Consider the following 22266-nt stretch of genomic DNA (forward strand, 5'->3'; position numbering starts at 1 on the left):
GACCTCCTTTCATGCCAATCCTTTTGTTTTGTGTCAAAATCAGGACAAGCGCGATCGATGCCTAACGCATTATCTGATGCTCTAGAAATTAACGGAAATCAATATGATATTAAATTCTATTATTGCTGGTCTTGTGGCTTTTATCGTCACAGTCCTCACAATCCCTGCCTTTATTCGCTTTTACCATAAAGCAAGAATTGGCGGTCAACAAATGCATGAAGATGTCAAACAACATGCAGCAAAAGCTGGAACCCCCACCATGGGTGGCTTTGTTTTTGTCGTGGTAAGTCTAGTCGTCTCATTGCTATTTGCCTTTATTTTTGGCAAGTTAACAGCTGCTTTCATGGTTATTTGGTTTGTCTTTGCCATTTACGCAGTTGTTGGTTTCTTGGACGACTTCTTGAAAATTTTTAAACAAATCAATCAAGGGTTGACGAGTTGGCAAAAATTAGTGGCGCAAATCGCGACAGGGATTGTAGCCTATCTAGTTTATACCCATGAAACATCAGCTAACTTTTTGAATATTTTTGGTTATCGATTGAATCTCGGTGTGTTCTTTGTCATCTTCCTAGTCTTTTGGCTAGTTGGCTTTTCAAATGCCGTTAATCTGACGGATGGGATTGATGGTTTAGCTTCGATTTCAGTCGTGATTTCTCTTCTTGCTTATGCAGCAATTGCAGTGCACCAAAACCGTTTTGATGTTCTGATTCTCATCGTTGCTGTTATTGGTAGCTTACTTGGATTCTTCATCTTCAACCATAAACCAGCTAAAATCTTTATGGGAGATGTCGGTAGTTTAGCGCTAGGCGGTCTCTTAGGGATTATTTCCATCATCTTAAACGTTGAGTGGACTTTGCTTTTGATTGGCATCGTCTATGTCTTTGAAACGGTCAGCGTCATGATGCAAGTAACTTACTTTAAAATCACGCATGGTAAACGTATCTTTCGGATGACGCCAGTGCATCATCATTTTGAACTAGGTGGGATTTCAGGGCATGGCAAACCATGGTCAGAGTGGCGTGTTGATCTCTTCTTCTGGAGCATCTCATTAGTTGGCTCAATTCTGGCGCTTGTCATCTATTTTTTTCAAAATTAAGAGGCTTCCATTTTTGGAGCTTTTTTTTGATCAAATTTTTACTGTTTGAACAAGAGATAGTTATTTTTGAGAGGATAATTATTAATTAATAGAACGAATTTTCAGATAGATTGTACCAAAAAATATCTCGTAAAGATATATTTTTTGAAATTGGTCTATACCTATTGACTTGTTAAAAGTGATGAGTTAGAATGATTTGTAATGCGCATTACATTCGATATAATTATATCTTTATAAAAAATTAGAAAAGAGAAATTGATGAACGATGAACAAATGGCAGTTATCATGCCCTTAATTATATTTGGAGGGGAAGCTAAATCTTCCGCAATTGAAGCGATTCGTGCCGCTAAAGAAAGTGATTTTGATAAAGCTGATGAACGTATTGAGGCAGCAAGTAAAGCCATTGTAGAGGCGCATCATGGTCAAACAGAATTATTGACTAAGGCCGCAAATGGTGAGGAAGTAGCAGTATCTATTTATATGGTTCATGCACAAGATCACTTGATGACAGGTATTGCATTTGTTGATCTTGCAAGAGAAATCATTGAATTATATAAGGTTATCGCAAAAAAATGATGTTTCTATATCTAAGCTTATTTCAGTAGTTTAAGATAGATTCAATATACTAATAGGAGATTTTCATGAATGTAATTACAGCTTGGATGGAGAAGTACTTCGTCCCACTTGCAGCTAAAATTGGTGGACAAAAACACCTAGTTGCCTTGCGTGATGCCTTTATAGGTACCTTACCTGCAACAATGGCTGGCGCCATTGCAGTTATGCTTAACGCAATCGTCCGTGATATGCCCGCAAAATTTATCCAAGGTTATGATGGTAGCACAATCCCTGTTATCAAACAAATCATTGCCGTTAATGGTTTTATGTGGAGTGGTACACTTGCCGTTGTCGGAATTATTTTCGCCTTTTCATGGGGATATAATCTAGCTAGAGCGTATCAAGTCAATGAATTAGCTGGTGGTATTGTTTCGCTTGCCGCGCTTCTTCAAGGTGTTGGATTTTCATTTTCAACTTCAGCGGCTATGAAACTTCCAGCTGCCGCAGCAAAAATAATTAACGTAGGATCTGCAGATACAGGTATTTCATATGCAGATGGTGCTCTAAATGTCGGCGGTTGGGGTTGGTTAAAGCTTGGTCAATTAGATGGTAACGCTTACTTTGTGATTATGGTAGTTGGTGGCCTTGCCACAATCATCTACGCAAAACTGATGATTAGAGACATTACAATTAAAATGCCTGATAGTGTGCCACCGGCTGTTGCTAAAGCTTTTACAGCGATTATCCCTGCTGCCGTTGCACTTTATGCTACAGCGATTATGTACTATATCTTTAGTTTGACACTTGGTAAAAATGGTGATGTTCTAATTAGCTGGGTACAAAAAACAATTGCTGATCCATTCTTGCATATCGGACAAAGTTTGGGTGCTATTATCTTGGTGACTTTCCTTGTTTCATTAATGTGGCTCTTCGGTCTACATGGTTCAAATGTTATGGCGCCTGTACTTGAAGGTATTTGGGGTGTTGGTTTACTTAAAAATACTAACGTATATGACAGATCAGGCATGGCAGGTGTAAAAGAGGCCATTAAAGCAGGAAATGGCGATGCCTATATGTGGGTGCGTGGTTCATTTGATTCCTATGCTTGGTTTGGTGGTGTCGGAGGTACCATCACACTCTTAATTGTAATTTTAGTATTCTCAAAACGTGCGGATTATCGTATGGTAGCAAAATTAGGGATTGCACCATCAGTTTTCAATATCAATGAACCAGTTATGTTTGGTTTGCCAATTGTATTGAATCCAATCTTCTTTATTCCTTTCATCTTATCACCAATTGTCGGTGTAACCATTGGGTGGTTGGCGACCGCAGCTAATTTAGTAGATCCAGTTGTTGTAGCAACTCCGTGGGTTATTCCGCCGTTCTTGTATAGTTTGATGTCAACTGGTTATGACTGGCGTGCACCAATCGTAACGCTTGTCAGCTTCATAGCAGCCATTGCGATTTGGACACCGTTTGTCCTTGCCGCTAATGCGACAAAAGAAGTTGATTAAATCTAGTTTGTTTAAACTTCCTATTGCCTTGGCAATAGGAAGTTTTCATTTTTTTTCCAAATTATAGTCATCATCCTTTTTTAGAAAAGACTTCGCTTTTCGGAGCTTATTCTTTATCTCATAAATCAGAAGGTGTATAATGAACCTGTAGAAAAATAAATAAGCGTTTTAACTGGATTGTCTGATGAGTTTAATTGATCAGTTATTAATTTATGGACGAGTCACTCGTTTAAAAAGGAGTAGGGATAATGGAAAAAATTAACGCAGGTGTTGCAGCAGTCAAAGTTTTAGAAGAATGGGGAGTGAAACATATCTATGGAATTCCTGGTGGCTCCATCAATTCCTTGATGGATGCTCTCTTACACGAAAAAGATGTAATTAACTATATCCAAGTTCGTCATGAAGAAGTCGGTGCTCTAGCCGCTTCTATGCATGCTAAATACACAGGGCATATCGGAGTTGCTTTTGGGTCAGCTGGCCCTGGTGGCACACATTTGCTCAACGGTTTATATGATGCGCGTGAAAATCATGTTCCTGTTTTAGCGATTGTTGGACAGTTTGCGACAAATGGGATGAACATGGATACCTTCCAAGAAATGAACGAAAATCCCATCTATGCAGATGTTGCCGTCTATAATCGGACGATTACAACGGCAGAACAAATCCCTCATGTCATTGATGAAGCCATTCGCCAAGCCTACGCTAAAAGTGGTGTTGCTGTTGTTCAATTACCAGTCAATCTAGGGACATTTGATATTCCAGCCAAACCTTTTTACTCTGCTGCTAATGCCTATCGTAAGTTTCCAAAACCAACCCTGCATTATGGAGATATCGAAGCAGCTGTTAAGATTTTAGACGAGTCAGAGAAAACGGTTATCTATGCTGGTATCGGCACCCGTGGGGCAGGTTAAGATGTGGTCGATCTATCTCGTAAGATCAAAGCGCCTGTTGCAGTGACCGGCATCAATTTTGATGCATTTGATGCGAATTTTGAAGCCTTGTTAGGCTCTGCCAATCGTGTCGCAACTAAACCTGCTAATGAAGCCTTCCCAAACGCCGATACAGTTGTCTTTGTCGGCAATAACTATCCATTTGCTGAAGTTACCAATCTCTTTGAAAACGTTAAGAACTTTATCCAAATTGATATCAATCCTGCGAACCTCGGCAAACGTAACCATAATGATGTAACTATCCTAGGTGATGCTGGTGATGCTATTCGAGAATTGACAAAACTCGTTAAAGAAAAACCAGAAACAGGTTGGTGGCGTGCCAATCTTGCTAACATCAAAAACTGGAACGACTACGTCTACAAACTTGAAACTAAAACAGAAGGTGACTTGCAGCTTTATCAAGTTTATCACCAAATCAACACCCACGCAGAAGATGACGCGATCTTTTCAATTGATGTGGGTGACGTCACACAAACTTCTGTTCGACATCTTCATCTCAACCCAAAACAAATGTGGCGGACATCTAATCTCTTTGCAACCATGGGCATAGGTATTCCAGGTGCCTTGACTGCCAAACTCGACTTCCCAGACCGTCAAGTCTGGAATCTAGCAGGTGACGGTGGCTTTAACATGGTCATGCAAGATCTAGCAACAGAAGTGCAGTACAAATTACCGATTATCAACATTGTCTTCAGCAACAATCAGTTCGGCTTCATCAAAGATGAACAAGAAGAGACGAACTCAGGCTACATCGGCGTTGAATTCATGGGAGTAGATTTTGCTAAAATAGCACAAGGCATGGGCGCAAAAGGTTATACCTTAACAAGTATAGATGACGCAAAATCTGTCTTTGATGCAGCATTAGCGGATATTGCTAAAGGTGAAACCGTTTTGATTGATGCCAAAATCTCAGGTGACAGACCGATTCCAGTCGAAGCCCTTATCTTGGATGAAAAAATTCATGATCAAGCAGCAATTACTGCTTACCGTGAACGCTATGAAGCTGAAAGCTTAGTACCACTAACTGACTATTTGAAAGCAGAAGGTATTGAACCTGAATACAAGGCAGTTGATTTGGGTGGGTTCTGATAATATGATAAGTTTATGATATAATAATCTCGTTGGCAACAATGAGGTTATTTTTATTTGCATCTAGAAAGGAGGATAGTATGAAGAAGAAAAGTTTTATTTATCAAACTTGGTGGATTGGATTAATTCCATTGCTAATCGGTTTTATCTTTATGGTTGTGGCAGTTGTGATGCAACTTGTTCCCATGACTGGTGTTGAGATCAATGGTGTCTATACAGAAAGTGTATCAGCTGTCCGTAACTTTCGCCTAATTTTCCTAGCTGCTTTTGGTGGAGTTGGCTTCATTTTACTTTTGATAGGACTGTACCTTATCGGTTATCCTTACTATCAAAATAATAAAAATCAACGGTTGATAGAACAAGGAACAAAAATCACAGCTAAGTTCGTTGATTTTCAGGCGACAGCACTCAACGTTAATAATAGTAGGTTATCAAGACTAACATGTACAGGTAAAATTAATGGAGTAGACTACATTTTCAAAAGTCAGCCACTCCGCCGTAATCCTGTCCCATTTTTGAGAGACGATTTGATTGATGTGTATTATGATTTAGGAAACATGAAGCGCTATTTTGTTGATGTGGATGGTAGCGTAAAAGACGTCGTAGAACTATAAAACTGAGTGCTAGCTCACGGAGGATGATAAGATGACAATCAAAACAATTTTTTTCGATTTGGATGATACCTTATTGTCTGATGAACTGGCAGTTCAAACAGCGATTGATCGAACGACCGCTTTTTTAGTTAGTAAATATCCACGTATCAAGGCGGAAGCATTTGAGGCAGCTCTAAGAAATAGAGCTGTAACACTGTTTGACACTTATGCAATCTATGATTTTACAGTGCAGATTGGGATTAGTCCCTTTGAAGCCTTATGGGGCGACTTTACGGATCGTACTTTAAGATTTCCTGAGTTAGCAGAGATAGTCAAGGCTTATCGTCAGCAAGTTTGGTCTATGGCCTTGGCAGATGTTGGCATTTCAGATAATCGATTGGCCAAACTCATCAGTTTAATGTTCATCGTCGTCAGAACTGAAAATTCAGTGCCTTATATGGATACCTATGCCAGCTTAGAAGCCTTATATGAACGGTTTCAACTAGTTCTTTTGACTAATGGTTCGCCTTCTTTACAGAAGTTGAAGTTAGAGAAAGCACCAAAACTTAAAAAATATTTCAAGAAAATCATCATCTCTGGAGATTTCGGTCAGGGGAAACCGGCGCCAGACTTTTTTAACTTTGCCTTATCTCGTGCCCAAGCGGATATAGCGACAAGTCTCATGGTTGGAGATCAGTTATTTACAGATATCTTGGGTGCAAATGCAGTGGGCATGAAGTCTGTCTGGTTAAATCGCAAGGATACGCCTCAAAGTGAGGTAGCACGTCCAGACTATACAGTGAAAAGCTTGACAGAAGTTGTTGACTTGCTTGAGAAAGAGGGGATTTAATGGAGATTTCAGAAAATTATTTGACTAATCGTGTAACAGGAGAAATTGGTCAAGCTACTGCGATTTATTTTCCAACATCGCAAGAAGAGGTAGTGGCGATCATGCTGGATGTTCGAAAAAATCAGCAGAAATTAATCACGATAGGAGGACATACAGGCCTATCAGGTGCGACTTTCCCTGATGACCATCAAGTCTTAATGAGTCTAGAAAAACTGAATCGCATTATTAAACTAGATATTGAGACAATGACACTAACAGTGGAAGCAGGTGTCACGATTGCAGAAATTTCAGAGTACTTGGTTGATACACCCTATTTTTATGCACCGGACCCAGGGAGTAAGGAAGCCAGTATTGGTGGAAATGCAGCGACAAACGCTGGTGGGATGCGAGCAGTCAAATATGGGGTAACACGGGATAATATCCGGGCCATGCGTGTGATTTTGGCAGATGGTCGTGAGCTTCGGGTTGGTTCTATCAACCGTAAGGATAGTTCAGGCTATGATCTCAAAGATATTTTCATCGGTAGTGAAGGTACTCTGGGTGTCATCACAGAACTTGAACTGAAAATTCAGCCCAAACCGAAATTCAGTCGAGATGTTTTATTAGGTTTTGAGAACTTGACGCAGCTCTCACCCAAAGTTTTTGAAATCCTAGCATCAGGTCTAATGCCAGCTACTCTGGAATTTTTCGAGCGAGACAGCATGGCTTATTCAGAGCGCGCTTTACAAGTAGCCTTTCCTGACATTTCGGGTCAGGCTTTCCTGCTCATAACCTTAGATGGCAATGCGGAACAGCAACTAGAAGATGAGCTGAGCTATCTAGCAAGTCTGAGCGACGAGTCACTGATTTTGACAGATGAGCAGACGCGTAACGCTGTCTGGCAACTCCGAGGGGCAATCGTCTCCTCAGTAGAACTTGAAAGTATCCAAGAACCACTGGATGTGGTTGTTCCCGTAAATAAAATAGCACCAACGATTATAGCGCTGAAGCAAATGGCAATAGAAGCGAATTTATCGGCTATCTTTTTCGGTCATGCAGGCGATGGTAATATCCATGCCAACATTATCAAAAACGATTTGACGGATGAGGAATGGACGGAAAAACTTGAAGCCTATCTGGATGTTCTCTATGCTTATGTGGCCCAAGTCGGTGGCAAGCCTTCAGCAGAACATGGTATTGGTCTGCTCAAGAAGCCTTTTTTCCAAAAATACACTGGGACCAGTGAGTTGGTAGCTATGAAGGCGATTAAACGTGCTTTTGATCCGGAAAATATCTTGAATCCGGGGAAGATTTTTGATTTGTGACAACTAAAAATGTTTCTGTTTTTATGGCAGAGGCATTTTTTAAAAATTTATTTTTTGTTTCATATGATAAATATTTACTTACGTATGAAATGATGGTATACTTATGATAAGGAAATGATTACGTTACCATTTAATAAATAGTGAGGTTATGATGACAGAACAAGCATGTATTTTTAATATCCAACATTTTAGTATTCATGATGGACCAGGTAATTAGGAGTGTTGTCTTCTTTAAAGGTTGTCCTCTACGTTGTTTTTGGTGTTCTAATCCTGAATCACAGTCAGGACTACCAGAGGAAATGTATGATAATTTAACCAAGCGACCAGAGATTGTTGGAGAATACAAGACAATTGATGAGATTATGATAGAGGTTATGAAAGATGAACCCTTTTATTTAGAGTCAGATGGTGGGGTCACATTATCTGGAGGGGAGCCACTTTTTCAAGCTGTTTTTGCGACAGAGCTATTGAAAGCTTTAAAAGAAAAGGGGATTCATACAGCCTGCGAAACGACAGGATATGCTAAACCAGAGGTTTTCAAATCTTTTATTGCGTGGGTAGATAATCTTTATCTGGATATTAAACATTATGATACGCAAAAGCATAGAGCTGGCATTGCAGTTGGCAATGAATTAATTCTTGAAAATTTAAAAATTGCTGTTAAGACGCATCCTAATTTAACCGTGCGTATCCCAGTCATTCCTGAATATAATGATAGTTTAGAGGATGCGCAAGCTTTTGCAAAATTGTTCAATGAAGTTGGCGTGACAGCAATCGAAGTACTTCCTTTTTATCAATTTGGTGAGAAAAAATATGATTATTTAGATCGCCCCTATCAGCTTAAAGATGTCAAACAACTACACAGCGAAGACTTGATTGATTATCAACAGGTCTTTTCTACTGCTGGCGTTGCTTGTGTGATTCGATAACCTAATAAAACTAGGCTACTTAAATCTTGCTAGTGCAGTATTGAGTAGGCTAGTTTTTTATTTTCAAAAGGTAAACCATATGATAGCGTAGAAAGTTAAATTAATGGCTATATTAGGATTATCGTGTCATCAAACTAAAAAATGAAGTGTGAAATACTGAAGTAAAATAAGTCAAAAAAGTGAACACTTCCTAACAGTTAGGAAAGAGTATTGCTTTAAATGATAAAAATAATTGGTTATAATTATAATATAGAAAGGGGTGAGGAGAAAATGTTAACGAAAAGGCAGGAAAAAATAATTGATTATCTTGAAAAGGATGGTTCCTGGCTAACAGGAAAAGAATTGGCTTATCTGATGTCTGTTTCTGATAGAACGATACGTTCAGATGTTGGAAAGATTAATGATTTTTATGGTTTCAATTTGATCCAATCTAATCGAAGAGAAGGCTATCGTTTATCTAAAGGAGAAATGACTGCTAAAACTATTGAAACACCGTTGTCAATGGCTATACCACAAACCGCTAATGAACGTGCTTTATTTTTATTGAAGCACTTGCTAGTGAGTAAAAAAGAAATAAACCTGATAAGTTTTCAACAGCAAGTTTTTATTAGTGAGTCAACGCTTGAGAACGATTTGAAAAAGGTTCGCCAATTTTTGCTTGATTATCCTTCCCTCAAGTTGCTACGGTCAAAAAATATTCTTTCGTTAAAAGGAATAGAGGATGAAAAGCGTCATCTTTATAAAACTCTTTTATCTAAGGAAACAAAAGGTAATTTCCTTAACCTAACGACGATTTCAACACTTTTTTCAAAACTTGATTTGATGACAATTAAGTCAAAGTTTGATGGTGTCTGTCGTCATTACCACTATCGGGTTCGAGAAATTGATATTCCAATGATGATGCTTCATATTGGTATCGGCATTGAACGCATGCTAAATCGAAATTTTGTGAGTTTACCTTATCACGATGCTGAATTACAAAATAGTGTTGAGTATCAAATTGCTGAAAATTTTTATAAACAAATTTCTCAGAGTCTACCTATCGAGCTTAAAAAGGAAGAGATTGTTTTACTGGCAATTTTACTTGGCAACCGAAATGCTAATTTTAGCAAGTTAAATGTAGCATATACTGATGATCAATCAATTAAGTCGCTTGTAACTGAAATCTTGACAGTACTTGCTTCTCAATATGATATCAATTTTTATAAAGATGAACATTTGAAAAGTGGACTTGAAAGACATTTGAGAGGCTTAATCAACCGTCAGAAAAATCAACTTGCAGTTCAAAATCCTTACCGACAAGAGTTGAAACGTCATTATCCTTTGATCTTTGATATGGCAGTTAGATTAGGTGAGATTATTGAAGAGAAAATGCACTTTACTATCTGCGAAAATGAAATCGCTTTCTTAGCGATTCATCTGGGTGCTTCTTATGATACAAGTAGAAATGATAGCAAGTATCGAACTGTTATCATCCATCCAGACGAAAAAGGTAGTAATAGTCAGTTTGTTGCCAAGCTTGAATCACGATTTAAGGGAGATATCGCGCTAATTGCGCATCTAAGTTATTTCGAAGAAAGTCTTGTTCAAGATTTGAACCCAGATTTAATTTTGACGTCACTTCCCCTTTCGCATTCCTTAAATATCTTGACAGTTCAATTGACGTTGTTTGTCACTCACTCTGATGAGAGTCTAGTCATTGATGCACTGACGTAATTAGACCATCAAAAGCTTCATGATATATTTGAAGAAAAGGTGGGTGACTTAATTCGGCCAGATGTGTTTTATATCAATCAAGTCTCTAAATTTGAAACAGTCGAACATATTTTATCATTTATGCTAGATGCTCTATATGAAAAAGGCTATACACCAGAAGAATTTAAGGCTGATGTCTTTAAAAGAGAATTTTTTTCAGCTACTTCCTTTGCTTATGGATTTGCCATGCCACATAGTTTAAAGGTTATGGCAAATGTCTCCTGTCTATCAGTGATGCAGCTAAGGCAGCCACTTATGTGGGGAGAATTTGAAATTCGATTGGTGCTCTTAATTGCGATTAGTAAGGCAGACAGGAACTATATGAACATGTTTTTCGAATGGTTTAATGATGTGGTGAACGATCCTAAACGATATGGTGAGCTTTTAGATGCAAAAGATCATGCAGCATTTGTCAACTGTATCGTTGGTAATAATAAATAATGATAGAAAGAAGAAATCAAAGATGAACATTGAGTTTTTAGAAAAACTATCTAACGCCGATGCAATTGCTAGTAATGAACAGGAAGTTCGTGAAGTCATGTTGCAAGAACTTGAAGGGAAATGTTCAAGCGTTGAGACAGATGGTCTAGGAAGCATTATCTTCACCAAAAAAGGAAAATCGGATAAAAGTATTATGATCTGTGCCCATATGGATGAAGTTGGATTCATGGTACGCAGTGTTAGTGATTTAGGTCTAATTCGGCTCATGGTAGTTGGAGGTGTCAAGCCCTTGGCCCAACATTTACAAAAGGTTCGAATTACAACTTTGAAGGGTGAAAAAATCAGTGGTGTCATTAATGGCACTTATCAAGATGGTATAACAGATGGCCTATATTGTGATATCGGTGCAACAACAGCACAAGAAGTTTTTGATTTAGGCATTGATGTCGGAGACATGGTCACTTATGCGACAGAATTTGAAAAATTTGCAGTTGAACATATCTACGCAGGAAAAGCATTTGATGATCGTTTAGGTTGCTTTATTATCGGTGAATTACTGAAGAAATTAGACGGTGTAAGTTTAGATTATACTTTGCATTTGGTTGGAACCAGTAGTGAAGAAGTTGGGATTCACGGTGCCAAAACAGCAGTTCAAAAGATGAATCCAGATATTGTATTGGTCATAGATGTTGCGACATTTAGCAATGAATTTGTACGTGATGATACCAATCAACGCCAAATTGGTAAAGGTCCGATTTTAACACACTATGATCGTACCTTATTACCAAATAGAAATTTACAACTTTATGTGAAGGAAAGCGCTAAAAACGCTTCGATTCCTCTCCAACTAGATATGTTCAAAACGGGTGGTACAGATGGTGGAGAAGCACATTTGGTCAATGAAGGAAAGCCGACAATCGTTAATATCGTACCCGTTCGATATGGCCATTGCGCTTATTCAATTGTTAATATCAAAGATATCGAACAAATGATTAACTTATATCAAGAAATATTAATCAATTTTGATATAGACGTTTTTCAACGTGTGCAAAATTTTATTTAATAGGGGAAAAGAAAATGAATGAAAATGAATTAGCAATTGTCAAAATTATTTCCAGTTCAGGCGAAAATAAAGCAAAAGCCTTTGAAGCCTTGAAATGCGTGAAAACAAAAGAATTCAATAAAGCAAGAGAGTTAATTAAAGAATCACGGCACTTGGATTTAGAAGCGCACAATATGCAGACACAATGGATTCAGCAAGAAATGAGCCAGGAAGGAGAATCGGTGGTTGGCATGCTGATGGTGCATGCGCAGGATCACTATATGACAAGTCAACTTGCTAGAGACTTAATTGAGGAACTTGTTGAGGTCTTTGACCATTTGTTTTCAAAAGTTAACGATACTTTAAATTAAGGATAAGTTTACTACTATAAGTAGTTTGAAACACAAACTTAGGTTATACATTTTTATAGAAGTTCAAAAGGAGAAGTAAAAATGAAAATTTTATTATGTTGTGCAGGTGGTTTTTCAACGAACATGTTAATGCAAAATATGAAAAAAGTCATACAAGCAAGTGCCAAAATGAATGTAGAAGACTTTGATTTTACTGCAATACCTGCAGATTCTTTAGATGATCAAGTGGATGGCTGGGATGTGGTGCTTGTTGGACCACAAATTACGCATAAAGTTGAGTTTATTGCGTCAATTTTAAAACCTCGAAATATACCTTATGCCGTTATTAATAAGGATGTATATGGCCAAATGGATGGCGCAACTGTGATGAAATTAGCTTTGATTACACACAAAAAACATCAGTTGCAGCAAGGTACTTAATAGAAAAATGAGGTAAACAAAATGACTAGTAATGCTGGATTATTCTCTCGATTTGAAGCCATGATGAATCGGATCTTTCTACCGATTGCGCATAAAGTTGACAATCAGCCTCATTTGAGTGCGATTAAGGCTGGTATGGTTGCAATGACACCCTTTACTATTTTAGGAAGTTTCTTTGCAATTTTGCCAGCACTCCCCAATATGTTAGGCCAAAACAATGCAATCAGCCAATTTATCTTGAACAATGATGAAATAGTTAACCTGCCTGTTACGTTATCAATTGGCATGATTGGCTTGTACTCTTGTATGGCGATTTCCTATAATCTAGGGAATCACTATAAATTATATATTCCCGGGTGTATTACACTATCAACCTTTGCCTTCTTATTTATGGTCGCAACTTTTGGTGAAGAGGGCAATCTACAAATTGCAAGTTTAGGCGCTAAGGGCTTGTTCACTTCTATGGTTTGTGCCTTATTAACGGTTGAATTATATCATTTCTGTAAAGAAAAAAATATCACTATTAACATGCCAGAAGGCGTTCCTGATTTTGTTTCTCGATCATTTGAACTGATTCCGGTTACTTTGATTGTTGGTGGCACCTTTATCGTTCTGCGCTTTGTCCTAATGGCAACGATTGGTGAGTTACCACCTACGATTTTAACCAAGATTTTAGCACCACTTGTCGGAAGTATGGATAACCCTTGGGCAGTATTGGTTCTACATTTTATGATGTGTTTGATTTTCTTCTTTGGGATTCATACATCAGTTTTCAGCCCAATTACAGGTCCAATTCGTGTTGCCTTTATCGCTGAAAATATGCCGCACTACAAGCGGGACAAGCACTACCTCATTTCTATACAGCTGGTACAAGTAGTGCCTTCTTTGGTTTTACAGGTTGTGGTATCAGTATAGGTTGTATCGTTGCTTGTATGTTATCTAAAAGTATCCGGTATAAAAAAATTGGTAAAGTAGCCTTGTTCCCAGCATTGTTTGGGATCAATGAGCCAATTCTATTTGGTGCACCCATCATTCTAAATCCAGTCATGTTTATTCCTCATGTATTCGGGGGAGCAATCATCGGTACATTACCAATGTTTTTCATGCACTGGGGTTGGCTCAAGAAACCAGTTTTTGATCCGCCTTACGTTGGTGTTTTCTTGGAAGGCTTTTTGACCAATGGAGACTGGCGTACGATTTTAGTTTGCGCCCTTCAGCTCGTCTTAGCCATCGCTATTTATTGGCCATTCTTTAAAATTATGGAACGTGAAGAATTAAGTCAAGAATCTGAAAAAACTAACAAAGCTATTGAGGATATTGTTGCAGATGAAGATTTGGATATTTTAGCAGGATTAGAATTGGATTTCTAAAAAAATCAAAAGCACGAATTAATTTAAAGACGTTAGGCTACCTCTAAAAAAATTTTTTAGAGGTAGCCTTTATAAAAAGACTAAATTGGACTCTGTTTGCGAGTGATCCAGTTTAATCGAAGTGTCAGATCAGAAAGGCATTGAGAAATGAATGAAATAGGGATTGAAAAAGTCAGACATCTGTTAGCAAAAAGTAATTTAGAAGCTGTATTGGTACATTCGAATGTAAACAAAAAATATTTTGGTGCATTGAGTGGCAGTGGTGTTTATTTATTAATTTTACATGACCATGCATGGCTGATTTTAGATGGCCGTTATGAGGGTGAAGCAATAGAAACAACCTCTGGCTTCCAAATCAAGGTTGTTTCCAAAGGTAGCTATATAACGGGACTTGTTTCGACCCTACGTGAGCAAGGTCTGATTCACTTGGCGATAGAGAGCTCAGCACTGACTATTAGTTAATATGATGAATTGAAAATGCACCCATTGAATATTTCGTTATGGGAAAATGAACTAGCAGAAATTCGCAGTATCAAGTTGCCTTGTGAAATTGATAAAATTAAAGCAGCTTGTGCCTTGACAGATGAAGTATTCACTGAAATTTTACCCAAAATACATGTTGGTATGAAGGAATATGAACTCTCAGCTTTAATTACTTATCTTTGCTTGAACAAAGGGGCAAGTAACATGGCTTTTGATAGTATTATCACCAGTGGTAATCGGACAGCTTATCCACATGGCCGGCCAACAGGGAAAGTAATGCAGTCGGGAGAATTTGTGATGATTGATTTTGGTGTCACATTAGATGATTATCAGTCAGACATGACCAGAACGATCGTCCTAGGCTCAGCGACATCTGAAATGAAAAAGATTTATGAAACAGTACTTGCTGCACAGTTAACTGGTATTGCGAGTATTAATATAGATAAGACTGGGCAAGAGGTCGATGCTGCGGCTCGTCGTGTCATTGAACAGGCAGGCTATGGCGAGTATTTCTCACACGGGTTAGGTCATGGTATTGGTCGTGGAGGAGATTTTCCGATTTTAAATCCAAGGAGTAATATGATACTTACTAATAACATGGTCATGAGTTGTGAACCAGGGATTTATGTGCCAAACTTAGGGGGAGTCAGAATTGAAGATGATGTGGCATTGCTAGATAGTGTGGAAACACCGCTTAATAAATCTACTAAAAACTTGCTAGTAATAGAGGGGTAAACGACTATGTATGATTTTGATAAAGAAAGAGATCGGAAACAGACAAATTGTCGAAAATGGAGTCCGAAAATTATTAAGGAGAAATTCCATCTAGGGGAAGATGCTATTCCTTTGGATTTGGCAGATATTGATTTTGAATGTCTACCAGAGATAAGAGAAGCGATGATTGCACGTGCTGAAATGGGCGAGTATAGCTATACGTCAGTAACAGATGATTTTTACGAGGCTGTGATTGACTGGAATAAACGTCGTTTTGATCTTGATCTAAAAAAAGAATGGATTCGCCTGACTTTTGGGACGGTATCAACACTACATTACATTGTACAAGCTTTTACTAATGAAAATGAAAGTGTTTTAATTAATACACCAGCCTATGCGCCATTTGCTGAAGCGATTGAAACAAATCATCGCCAACTTTGTTGCAGTCCTTTAGTGCTCAAAGATCATCGTTATTTCTTAGATTTTGAAGATATAGAGAAGCAGATGCAAACTAAATCTGTAAAAGTTTTCATCTTCTGTAGTCCACAAAATCCTTCAGGCCGTGTATGGTCATCAGCAGAATTGAAGAAAGTTGTTGACCTATGTTTAGAATATGACGTTTTGCTTGTTTGTGATGAAATTCATCGAGATATTCTATTTGAACGTGAAAAGTTCTCAAGTATCTTCAAGGTTCACCCTGAGATTACACAAAAATGTATTCTTTGTCTTTCGCCGAATAAAGCTTTTAATCTAGGTGGTCTGAAGGTTTCCTATGTTGTGATTCCAAATGAAAAGATTAGAGAAACTTTGTATCAACAATTAAGTAAGAATGCGATTACCTCCCCTCATGTTTTTGCTGTTCCTGCCATGATTGCAGCCTATCAACATGGTGAGCAGTGGTTGGATGAATTGACAGTTTATATGAAAAGAAATTTTGAGATTTTCTATGACTTTATGGCAAAAAATCTGCCTAAAATAAAGGTAATGAAGGCTGATTCTTCTTTCTTGGCTTGGCTAGATGTCTCTGATTTTTTCAATGATGAAGCAGACATGACAGCATTTTTCAAACAGGCGCGATTGACCACAGTTCCTGGAAGTTATTTCGTTCAAAACGGTGAAGGATTCGTTCGCTTAAATCTTGCAATCACCCAAAAAATGTTACAGGAAGTATTAAATCGGATGAAAGAGGTTTATGACCAATTGGAGAAACTATGAGTAAAACTAAAAATAAAGCAGACAATATAATCATCATTGGTGATGGTGCAGTTGGCTCGACTTTTGCCTACACCCTATTACGAGAAAATATCTCTGTTAGCATTGGCATCATTGACCCGAGTCAAAAGAAAGTAGCAGCAGATGTTGAAGACTTGTGCCATACTTTACCCTTTACCAAATCTTGCCATCAAAGTGTCTATATCGCAGATTATAGTGATGTTAAAGAAGCAGATCTTGTCGTGATTACAGCCAATGCACCACAGGCCAAATTTGGTGAGGATAAGGATCGGTTAGGTCTGCTTCAGCAAAATGTACGTATGATGACACAAATTACAACTGATATTATGAGGAACGGCTTTGATGGTGTCATCCTTGTGGTGAGTAATCCAGTAGACGCTTTGACACAAGTCGTACAGCGCGTCTCTGGCCTGCTAACAAGTCGAGTAATTGGCACTGGAACTCTTTTGGATACAATACGGTTACATGCTTTAATCGCAAATAAGTTAAGGGTTAACCCAAATGATATTAAAGGGTTTATACTTGGAGAACATGGCAACTCAGGATTTATAAACTGGTCTCATTTGACGATAGTCAGTATACCGATTTTGGTTTGGTTAGAAAAATATACGTCATATGATTGTTATCAACAACTATTTCAAGAATTGGAAGAGTATGTTAGAAAAATAGGTGTGGATATTTTTGCAGACAAAGGCAATACTTCATATGGTATCGCCTCATGTTTGGTCATGATCACGGAAACCATTTTAAGTGAGAATAACAGAATCTTACCCGTTTCAGTTTACTTAACCGGTGAATATGGTATTGATGGAGTATATATCGGTGCGCCTGTCCGATTAAACCGTCAAGGTATCAGCCAAATTATTGAAATTGATTTAAATGAGTCAGAATTAGCAGCTTTTCAAAAATCTGCAGAAATTTTGCAAGCAAATATTTTGGCATTAGAGTTAACAGATGAGCTAGCCTTACTGGTTGAATGATGAATTCATATAAAAATCTCGATACAGATTTTAATGTATCGAGATTTTTTATTATTGAAATTTTAAGCCTCTAATGCTTGTTCATTTTTATAAGCAATATTATCTTGCATTTTGAAGAATGGGAAGTATATAACAGTTGAGATGACCAGTATAATAAGCTGAACCAATAAACCTTTGATACCACCAACCATTAAACCAGAGATTAAAAGCGGTGTGCTCCAAGGCAACATCACCCCTGAGAAAGGTGACATGAAACCAATCGCAATAGCTCCATAGACGATAACAGCTGATAAAATAGGAACGAGGATAAATGGTACAAACATTAAGGGATTCATGACGATTGGAAAACCGAAAGTGACAGGTTCATTGACATTAAAAATAGTTGGGAAGGCGGCTACCTTACCTAATGCCTTGTATTGTTGAGACTTCGCTGCAAAAAGCATGGCAATAACTAACCCAAAAGTAATACCTGAACCAGATAAAACGAGGAAGCTGTCCAAAAATTGTTGCGTCACGATATGCGCCCCATTTTCATAAGTTAGCTCGCCATGTTTGATTAACAAGTTACTATTTTCAATGGCATTAGCAGTCAAGATTGAGGTGACGATACCATTGACAACAGACTGACCATGCACCCCAAACCACCAGAGAAATGAGATGAAGAAGGCGATGCCAATGACACCAGGTAGAGTATCAGATAATCCTTGAAGTGGCACTTGGATCACGCTGTAAATCCATTCGATGAAAGTACCACCAGATGCGGCTTTTGCCACGATGTAGACAATCATTGACAATAAAAAGATAGCAAAAGCAGGAATCATGGCTGCAAATTGTTTTGAAATCGCATCAGGGACTTGTTTCGGCATTTTGATGACAATATTATTTTTAATGAAGAATGAATAAATGGCACCAACGCTTAACCCAATAATAATCGCACCGACAATCCCTTGACCACCAAACCAAACTCTAGCAAGGGCATCAACGGTTTCACCGTCTGGTGTTGTAAAGCTTGAACGCAGGGTGATGAAAAAAGCAGCAACTGATAAGACACCAGATGGCAAAGGTTCAATCCTTTCATTTTTTGCATAAGCGTAGCCGATTGAAAAACAAGCAATTAAACCCATAATAGCGAAAGTGCCTGCATGGACTTGCATGAAAGGCTCAGTCCAACTTTTGCCAAAAACACCAGCAATGGCAGTGTTAATCGCTTCTGATGGGATTTGTCCAATGATTAGAAACACACTACCGATAACAGTTAAGGGGAGAATGGCAAGCATGCCATCTTTAAGTGCAATTACGCCTTTCATATTGACGAAACGCATAATTGGTTCAATAATTTTTGATGTGTCAAATTTTTTAGCCATGGCTATATCCTCATTATTTTTATCAACTTAAATCAATAGATACTTGATTTTTATGGTTAATCGTTTGTCATTTTTTCATAACTTAAATTTAGTTTGCTACCAAATTTAAGGCTAAATCTAGTACTTTTTCGCCATCAAGCATCCCATAGTCAGCCATTGGAATCACATCAATCTTGACACCTTGTGCATCACAAATTGCTTTTGATTTAGCTAGTGTATAGCCAACTTGTGGCCCTAACAAAGCCACATCAATCCCATTGATTTCTTTTTCAATCGCATTTTGAGCACAGGCTTCAATGTCCAATGCGACTCCCCGTTTTTCAGCAGCAGCTTTAATGTTATTGACTAACATACCAGTTGAAAAACCAGCTGCACAAAATAGTCTTACTTTAATCATGATAAAATCTCCTTTAAATGACACTTATATTCATTAGTTTTTTGAGTTCATTAAGTTCTTGCCTTGTTTCAATGACTTCTTTTATCAAGTTGATTTCTGTAATTGTTGTCATCAAATGATCCTGTGCATGAACGAATAAGGCGCTCAAACCAGTCCCTTAGCCCCGTGCTTCCTGTGCTAACCAGGAGCTTTGGATATTATGAGCTTCATTTAGAGCAGTTTCTGCTAATTGTATTTCACCTTCACTAATGACTAGTTCACCTTTTTTGGCATGCTCTAAAGCCATATAAATATGGGATTTGGCATCTCCTGCATGGATAATCAATCCCATGATAATTTGATCTGCTTGAATTACTTTCATTTAGTTCTCCTTTAAAAAATTTTGAAATTATCGTTTGAAATAAAATAAGATTTCAAACGATAAAAATAGTATTTCTTAAGAAAATAATATCATTTTGCAAAAACGCTTACAAGTAGGCTGTGATACTTTTTTATAAAATGCACATTTGTGCAAAATGATGGAACAAGAAGTTTTGTATCTATTTAAAAAATATGCTATATTGTAGGTACGGAAGATTTCGAACGAAAGTAATGATAAGGAATAAGGATAAATAATGACTAGAATAGATGATATCATCACGATTGTGAGTGAAAAAAAGAAGGTTGAAGTGAATCAATTAGCTCAGAAATTAAACGTTTCAAGAGTAACCATTAGAAAAGATTTGGATAAACTCGAAGAGCGTGGCATTTTAGTTCGCCAACATGGATTTGCTGTCATTAACAATGAAGATGACATCAATTTTCGTCTATCTAAACATTATGATTTGAAACGAAAAATAGCACTCAAAGCAGCAGAGAGTGTTAAAGATGGCGAAACGATTATGATTGAATCAGGGTCAACTTGCACACTACTTGCAGAAGAACTAGCTTTCAATCGAAACGATATTACGATTATCACGAACTCTTGTTTTGTTGCCCAATATATCCGAAAATCGGATAATGTAAAGGTCATTTTATTAGGTGGTGAATATCAAAAAGATTCACAGGTCAATGTTGGACCAATGGTTGGAGAAGTTGCCAAGAATTTTTATGTTGACAAATTTTTTATCGGTATTGATGGCTTTGATGAAAAACGTGGCTTTACTTGCAATGATTTTGCTAGACGCGATACATGCCGAATGCTCGCACAATCGGCTAAGGAACTAGTTATTTTGACAGACTCTAGCAAATTTGACACGCAAGGTATGGTTTCCGAGTTTAACCTTGATGAAATTGATTGTATTTATACTGACAGCGGCTTGACAGCCAAAAGTAAAAATCATTTCAAAAAATATGCTAAAGACCTGAAGCTAGTCATTGTTTAAAGATGCGTAGAAGAAAAATCACCTTGATTAGAAAATCAAGGTGATTTTTTATATTAGCAAAATAAAATAGTATCAGGTAATTAAGCACACTTCCATTTGGATATCTGGAATAGAAAAGAATGAAGCGGAAGATGATGACCTAATTTTTTTTTGAATTAACATAGCAATTTCCTCAATAGAGCGATTATCAACGTTAATAACAGGACATTCTAAAACTTCAAAAATCGTGTTAGCATAATTGATTTCTCCTTGAATTCGTGCGATTGAAGCGTAGTTTGAACCTTCTGGTAACCCTAAAGCTTGTAAGCGATTGTTACGGATATCCGTAAGTTTACTAATCGTTGTCGTGAGGCCAATCAATTTATTTTTTGGCACATCATAAATTTCTTTTGGAACAGGAATCTCTGGCAACAGTGGAAGATTTGCGACTTTTAGATTATGATTGGCCAGATACATACTTAGAGGTGTCTTGGAAGTGCGTGAAATGCCTAGCAATACGAGATCAGCATCTTTGAAACCTCGAGGGTCTTTACCATCGTCATAACGGACAGCAAATTCAATAGCTGCGACACGATTGAAATAGGTTTGATTTAATGTTCTTTGGTGAGACGCGGATCTTAAATATGAGAAAACTGATATTATCATCAGAAGAAAATTCTCGTGCAAAGGCTTTGGCAACACTCAAAGCTATTCAAAAAGAAGACTTTAAAGCAATCTTTAATTTGGTGCGGGACAAACCTGTCACTGTTCGGTTATTGGATCCTCCTTTGCATGAATTTTTACCGCATTCGGTTAAAGAAATTGAGATTTTAGCTACTGAGCTAAACTTGTCCGTAACCGAAATTAAGCAAAGAATTGAAAGCTTGAGCGAAGTTAATCCAATGCTAGGTCATCGTGGGTGTAGATTAGCTGTCACTTTTCCGGAAATATATCGGTTGCAGGCTCAAGCGATTACTGAGAGTGTGATTGCTTTAAAACAGGAAGAAGGAATCACTGCAAATGCTGAAATTATGATTCCTTTGGTAGCTGAGGTAGCAAAGTTAGCTGACGTAAAAAAGCAAGTTAAAGCAGCGATTGCTGAAGTTATCACGAAGTCAGGCAATGATTGGCATTGTCAGATCGGTACAATGATTGAGATACCAAGAGCCTGTGTGACAGCTGATGAGATCGCAACTGAGGCTGATTTCGCAAGTTTTGGCACCAATGATTTAACACAGATGACCTATGGTTTTTCCCGTGATGATGCGGCCAAGTTTATTGGAGAATATCTGGATAAAAAGCTGCTCTCCTACGGTCCTTTTCAAACTTTGGATGTGCGGGGTGTGGGAAGTTGTTATCCCAACTGATGAGGAGTTAATGATTGCGCGTGATGTTGAAAAACTAAAGAATTATAGTTAATTAATTAAATCTAAGGTAAAATTGGGGAGTATCGATAAATATAATAAATAAGAC

At 37.7% G+C, this 22266-nt stretch carries 20 protein-coding genes and 4 pseudogenes; 20 read left to right on the top strand and 4 right to left on the bottom strand.

Annotation, left to right across the window (positions count from 1 at the left end; translation table 11 throughout):
• Positions 1-106: 106 nt before the first annotated feature.
• The 18 genes and pseudogenes from mraY (at position 107) to LRA01S_RS02380 (ending at position 17689) form a co-directional block, all read left to right on the top strand.
• On the top strand, positions 107-1096 hold the full coding sequence (gene mraY, locus LRA01S_RS02300; protein WP_061774056.1) for a phospho-N-acetylmuramoyl-pentapeptide-transferase: 990 nt from the start codon (positions 107-109) through the stop codon (positions 1094-1096).
• 258 nt (positions 1097-1354) lie between these two features.
• Positions 1355-1672, top strand: coding sequence for a PTS lactose/cellobiose transporter subunit IIA (locus LRA01S_RS02305; protein ID WP_061774034.1), 318 nt, complete (start codon positions 1355-1357; stop codon positions 1670-1672).
• Between the two features lie 65 nt (positions 1673-1737).
• The gene (locus tag LRA01S_RS02310; protein WP_061774035.1) at positions 1738-3165 is read left to right on the top strand and encodes a PTS sugar transporter subunit IIC; all 1428 of its coding nucleotides are present in this window, start codon (positions 1738-1740) and stop codon (positions 3163-3165) included.
• A 248-nt stretch (positions 3166-3413) separates the two neighbouring features.
• Positions 3414-5204, top strand: a pseudogene (gene spxB, locus LRA01S_RS02315) (pyruvate oxidase).
• Positions 5205-5284: 80 nt separating this feature from the next.
• Positions 5285-5818 (top strand): hypothetical protein, encoded by a 534-nt coding sequence (locus LRA01S_RS02320; protein ID WP_061774036.1) that lies wholly within the window; start codon positions 5285-5287, stop codon positions 5816-5818.
• Positions 5819-5849: 31 nt separating this feature from the next.
• Positions 5850-6647 (top strand): HAD family hydrolase, encoded by a 798-nt coding sequence (locus tag LRA01S_RS02325; RefSeq protein ID WP_061774037.1) that lies wholly within the window; start codon positions 5850-5852, stop codon positions 6645-6647.
• Complete coding sequence (locus LRA01S_RS02330) at positions 6647-7951, top strand: FAD-binding oxidoreductase (protein WP_061774038.1); 1305 nt, start codon at positions 6647-6649, stop codon at positions 7949-7951. The genes LRA01S_RS02325 and LRA01S_RS02330 overlap by 1 nt, the downstream gene beginning before the upstream one ends.
• Before the next feature lie 151 nt (positions 7952-8102).
• Positions 8103-8880, top strand: a pseudogene (locus LRA01S_RS02335) (glycyl-radical enzyme activating protein).
• A 219-nt stretch (positions 8881-9099) separates the two neighbouring features.
• The gene (locus LRA01S_RS02340; RefSeq protein ID WP_082785354.1) at positions 9100-10596 is read left to right on the top strand and encodes a BglG family transcription antiterminator; all 1497 of its coding nucleotides are present in this window, start codon (positions 9100-9102) and stop codon (positions 10594-10596) included.
• Positions 10597-10635: 39 nt separating this feature from the next.
• Positions 10636-11076 (top strand): PTS sugar transporter subunit IIA, encoded by a 441-nt coding sequence (locus LRA01S_RS02345; RefSeq protein ID WP_061774040.1) that lies wholly within the window; start codon positions 10636-10638, stop codon positions 11074-11076.
• 22 nt (positions 11077-11098) lie between these two features.
• Entirely contained in the window at positions 11099-12139 is a 1041-nt protein-coding gene (ypdE, locus tag LRA01S_RS02350; protein WP_061774041.1) for an aminopeptidase, read from the top strand.
• 14 nt (positions 12140-12153) lie between these two features.
• A complete protein-coding gene (locus tag LRA01S_RS02355) occupies positions 12154-12489 on the top strand; it encodes a PTS lactose/cellobiose transporter subunit IIA (RefSeq protein ID WP_061774042.1) in 336 nt (111 codons plus the stop codon).
• Positions 12490-12570: 81 nt separating this feature from the next.
• Positions 12571-12909 carry a PTS sugar transporter subunit IIB gene (locus LRA01S_RS02360; RefSeq protein WP_061774043.1) on the top strand — a complete coding sequence of 113 codons (339 nt, stop codon included), beginning with the start codon at positions 12571-12573 and terminating at the stop codon, positions 12907-12909.
• A gap of 21 nt (positions 12910-12930) precedes the next feature.
• Positions 12931-14279 (top strand): annotated as a pseudogene (locus LRA01S_RS02365) (PTS sugar transporter subunit IIC).
• 147 nt (positions 14280-14426) lie between these two features.
• Positions 14427-14741 carry an aminopeptidase P family N-terminal domain-containing protein gene (locus LRA01S_RS11255; protein ID WP_239519157.1) on the top strand — a complete coding sequence of 105 codons (315 nt, stop codon included), beginning with the start codon at positions 14427-14429 and terminating at the stop codon, positions 14739-14741.
• Positions 14742-14756: 15 nt separating this feature from the next.
• The gene (locus tag LRA01S_RS02370) at positions 14757-15497 is read left to right on the top strand and encodes a M24 family metallopeptidase (protein WP_239519156.1); all 741 of its coding nucleotides are present in this window, start codon (positions 14757-14759) and stop codon (positions 15495-15497) included.
• A 6-nt stretch (positions 15498-15503) separates the two neighbouring features.
• The gene (locus tag LRA01S_RS02375) at positions 15504-16691 is read left to right on the top strand and encodes a MalY/PatB family protein (RefSeq protein WP_061774044.1); all 1188 of its coding nucleotides are present in this window, start codon (positions 15504-15506) and stop codon (positions 16689-16691) included.
• The gene (locus LRA01S_RS02380; protein WP_061774045.1) at positions 16688-17689 is read left to right on the top strand and encodes an L-lactate dehydrogenase; all 1002 of its coding nucleotides are present in this window, start codon (positions 16688-16690) and stop codon (positions 17687-17689) included. Before LRA01S_RS02375 ends, LRA01S_RS02380 begins: the two co-directional genes overlap by 4 nt.
• Positions 17690-17751: 62 nt before the next feature.
• Here LRA01S_RS02380 and LRA01S_RS02385 read toward each other — a convergent pair whose 3' ends face one another.
• From LRA01S_RS02385 to LRA01S_RS02395, 3 genes and pseudogenes are all read right to left on the bottom strand, one after another.
• On the bottom strand, positions 17752-19053 hold the full coding sequence (locus LRA01S_RS02385) for a PTS sugar transporter subunit IIC (protein ID WP_061774046.1): 1302 nt from the start codon (positions 19051-19053) through the stop codon (positions 17752-17754).
• 88 nt (positions 19054-19141) lie between these two features.
• Positions 19142-19450: a PTS sugar transporter subunit IIB gene (locus tag LRA01S_RS02390; RefSeq protein ID WP_061774047.1), complete on the bottom strand. Its 309-nt coding sequence runs from the start codon at positions 19448-19450 to the stop codon at positions 19142-19144.
• A 13-nt stretch (positions 19451-19463) separates the two neighbouring features.
• Positions 19464-19811, bottom strand: a pseudogene (locus LRA01S_RS02395) (PTS lactose/cellobiose transporter subunit IIA).
• Between the two features lie 253 nt (positions 19812-20064).
• On the opposite strand from LRA01S_RS02395, the gene LRA01S_RS02400 reads away from it, so the two are divergent.
• Positions 20065-20814 carry a DeoR/GlpR family DNA-binding transcription regulator gene (locus tag LRA01S_RS02400; RefSeq protein ID WP_061774048.1) on the top strand — a complete coding sequence of 250 codons (750 nt, stop codon included), beginning with the start codon at positions 20065-20067 and terminating at the stop codon, positions 20812-20814.
• Between the two features lie 72 nt (positions 20815-20886).
• Here the strand turns inward: LRA01S_RS02400 and LRA01S_RS02405 are convergent, their stop codons facing one another.
• A complete protein-coding gene (locus LRA01S_RS02405) occupies positions 20887-21459 on the bottom strand; it encodes a kinase/pyrophosphorylase (protein ID WP_061774049.1) in 573 nt (190 codons plus the stop codon).
• Between LRA01S_RS02405 and LRA01S_RS02410 the strand changes: the two genes are divergently transcribed.
• Complete coding sequence (locus LRA01S_RS02410) at positions 21438-22160, top strand: putative PEP-binding protein (protein ID WP_061774050.1); 723 nt, start codon at positions 21438-21440, stop codon at positions 22158-22160. The two genes, LRA01S_RS02405 and LRA01S_RS02410, sit on opposite strands and share 22 nt — an antisense overlap.
• Positions 22161-22266 lie beyond the last annotated feature (106 nt).

The organism is Pseudolactococcus raffinolactis NBRC 100932 (assembly GCF_001591765.1).
GTDB lineage: Bacteria > Bacillota > Bacilli > Lactobacillales > Streptococcaceae > Pseudolactococcus > Pseudolactococcus raffinolactis.

Excerpts from the sequence above, each read along its gene's own strand:
- LRA01S_RS02305 (WP_061774034.1), top strand. The coding sequence starts at position 1,355 with ATGAACGATGAACAAATGGCAGTTATCATGCCCTTAATTATATTTGGA.
- LRA01S_RS02310 (WP_061774035.1), top strand. The coding sequence starts at position 1,738 with ATGAATGTAATTACAGCTTGGATGGAGAAGTACTTCGTCCCACTTGCA.
- LRA01S_RS02320 (WP_061774036.1), top strand. The coding sequence starts at position 5,285 with ATGAAGAAGAAAAGTTTTATTTATCAAACTTGGTGGATTGGATTAATT.
- LRA01S_RS02325 (WP_061774037.1), top strand. The coding sequence starts at position 5,850 with ATGACAATCAAAACAATTTTTTTCGATTTGGATGATACCTTATTGTCT.
- LRA01S_RS02330 (WP_061774038.1), top strand. The coding sequence starts at position 6,647 with ATGGAGATTTCAGAAAATTATTTGACTAATCGTGTAACAGGAGAAATT.
- LRA01S_RS02340 (WP_082785354.1), top strand. The coding sequence starts at position 9,100 with ATGATAAAAATAATTGGTTATAATTATAATATAGAAAGGGGTGAGGAG.
- ypdE (WP_061774041.1), top strand. The coding sequence starts at position 11,099 with ATGAACATTGAGTTTTTAGAAAAACTATCTAACGCCGATGCAATTGCT.
- LRA01S_RS02355 (WP_061774042.1), top strand. The coding sequence starts at position 12,154 with ATGAATGAAAATGAATTAGCAATTGTCAAAATTATTTCCAGTTCAGGC.
- LRA01S_RS02360 (WP_061774043.1), top strand. The coding sequence starts at position 12,571 with ATGAAAATTTTATTATGTTGTGCAGGTGGTTTTTCAACGAACATGTTA.
- LRA01S_RS11255 (WP_239519157.1), top strand. The coding sequence starts at position 14,427 with ATGAATGAAATAGGGATTGAAAAAGTCAGACATCTGTTAGCAAAAAGT.
- LRA01S_RS02370 (WP_239519156.1), top strand. The coding sequence starts at position 14,757 with ATGCACCCATTGAATATTTCGTTATGGGAAAATGAACTAGCAGAAATT.
- LRA01S_RS02375 (WP_061774044.1), top strand. The coding sequence starts at position 15,504 with ATGTATGATTTTGATAAAGAAAGAGATCGGAAACAGACAAATTGTCGA.
- LRA01S_RS02380 (WP_061774045.1), top strand. The coding sequence starts at position 16,688 with ATGAGTAAAACTAAAAATAAAGCAGACAATATAATCATCATTGGTGAT.
- LRA01S_RS02385 (WP_061774046.1), bottom strand. The coding sequence starts at position 19,053 with ATGGCTAAAAAATTTGACACATCAAAAATTATTGAACCAATTATGCGT.
- LRA01S_RS02390 (WP_061774047.1), bottom strand. The coding sequence starts at position 19,450 with ATGATTAAAGTAAGACTATTTTGTGCAGCTGGTTTTTCAACTGGTATG.
- LRA01S_RS02400 (WP_061774048.1), top strand. The coding sequence starts at position 20,065 with ATGACTAGAATAGATGATATCATCACGATTGTGAGTGAAAAAAAGAAG.
- LRA01S_RS02410 (WP_061774050.1), top strand. The coding sequence starts at position 21,438 with ATGAGAAAACTGATATTATCATCAGAAGAAAATTCTCGTGCAAAGGCT.
- LRA01S_RS02405 (WP_061774049.1), bottom strand. The coding sequence starts at position 21,459 with ATGATAATATCAGTTTTCTCATATTTAAGATCCGCGTCTCACCAAAGA.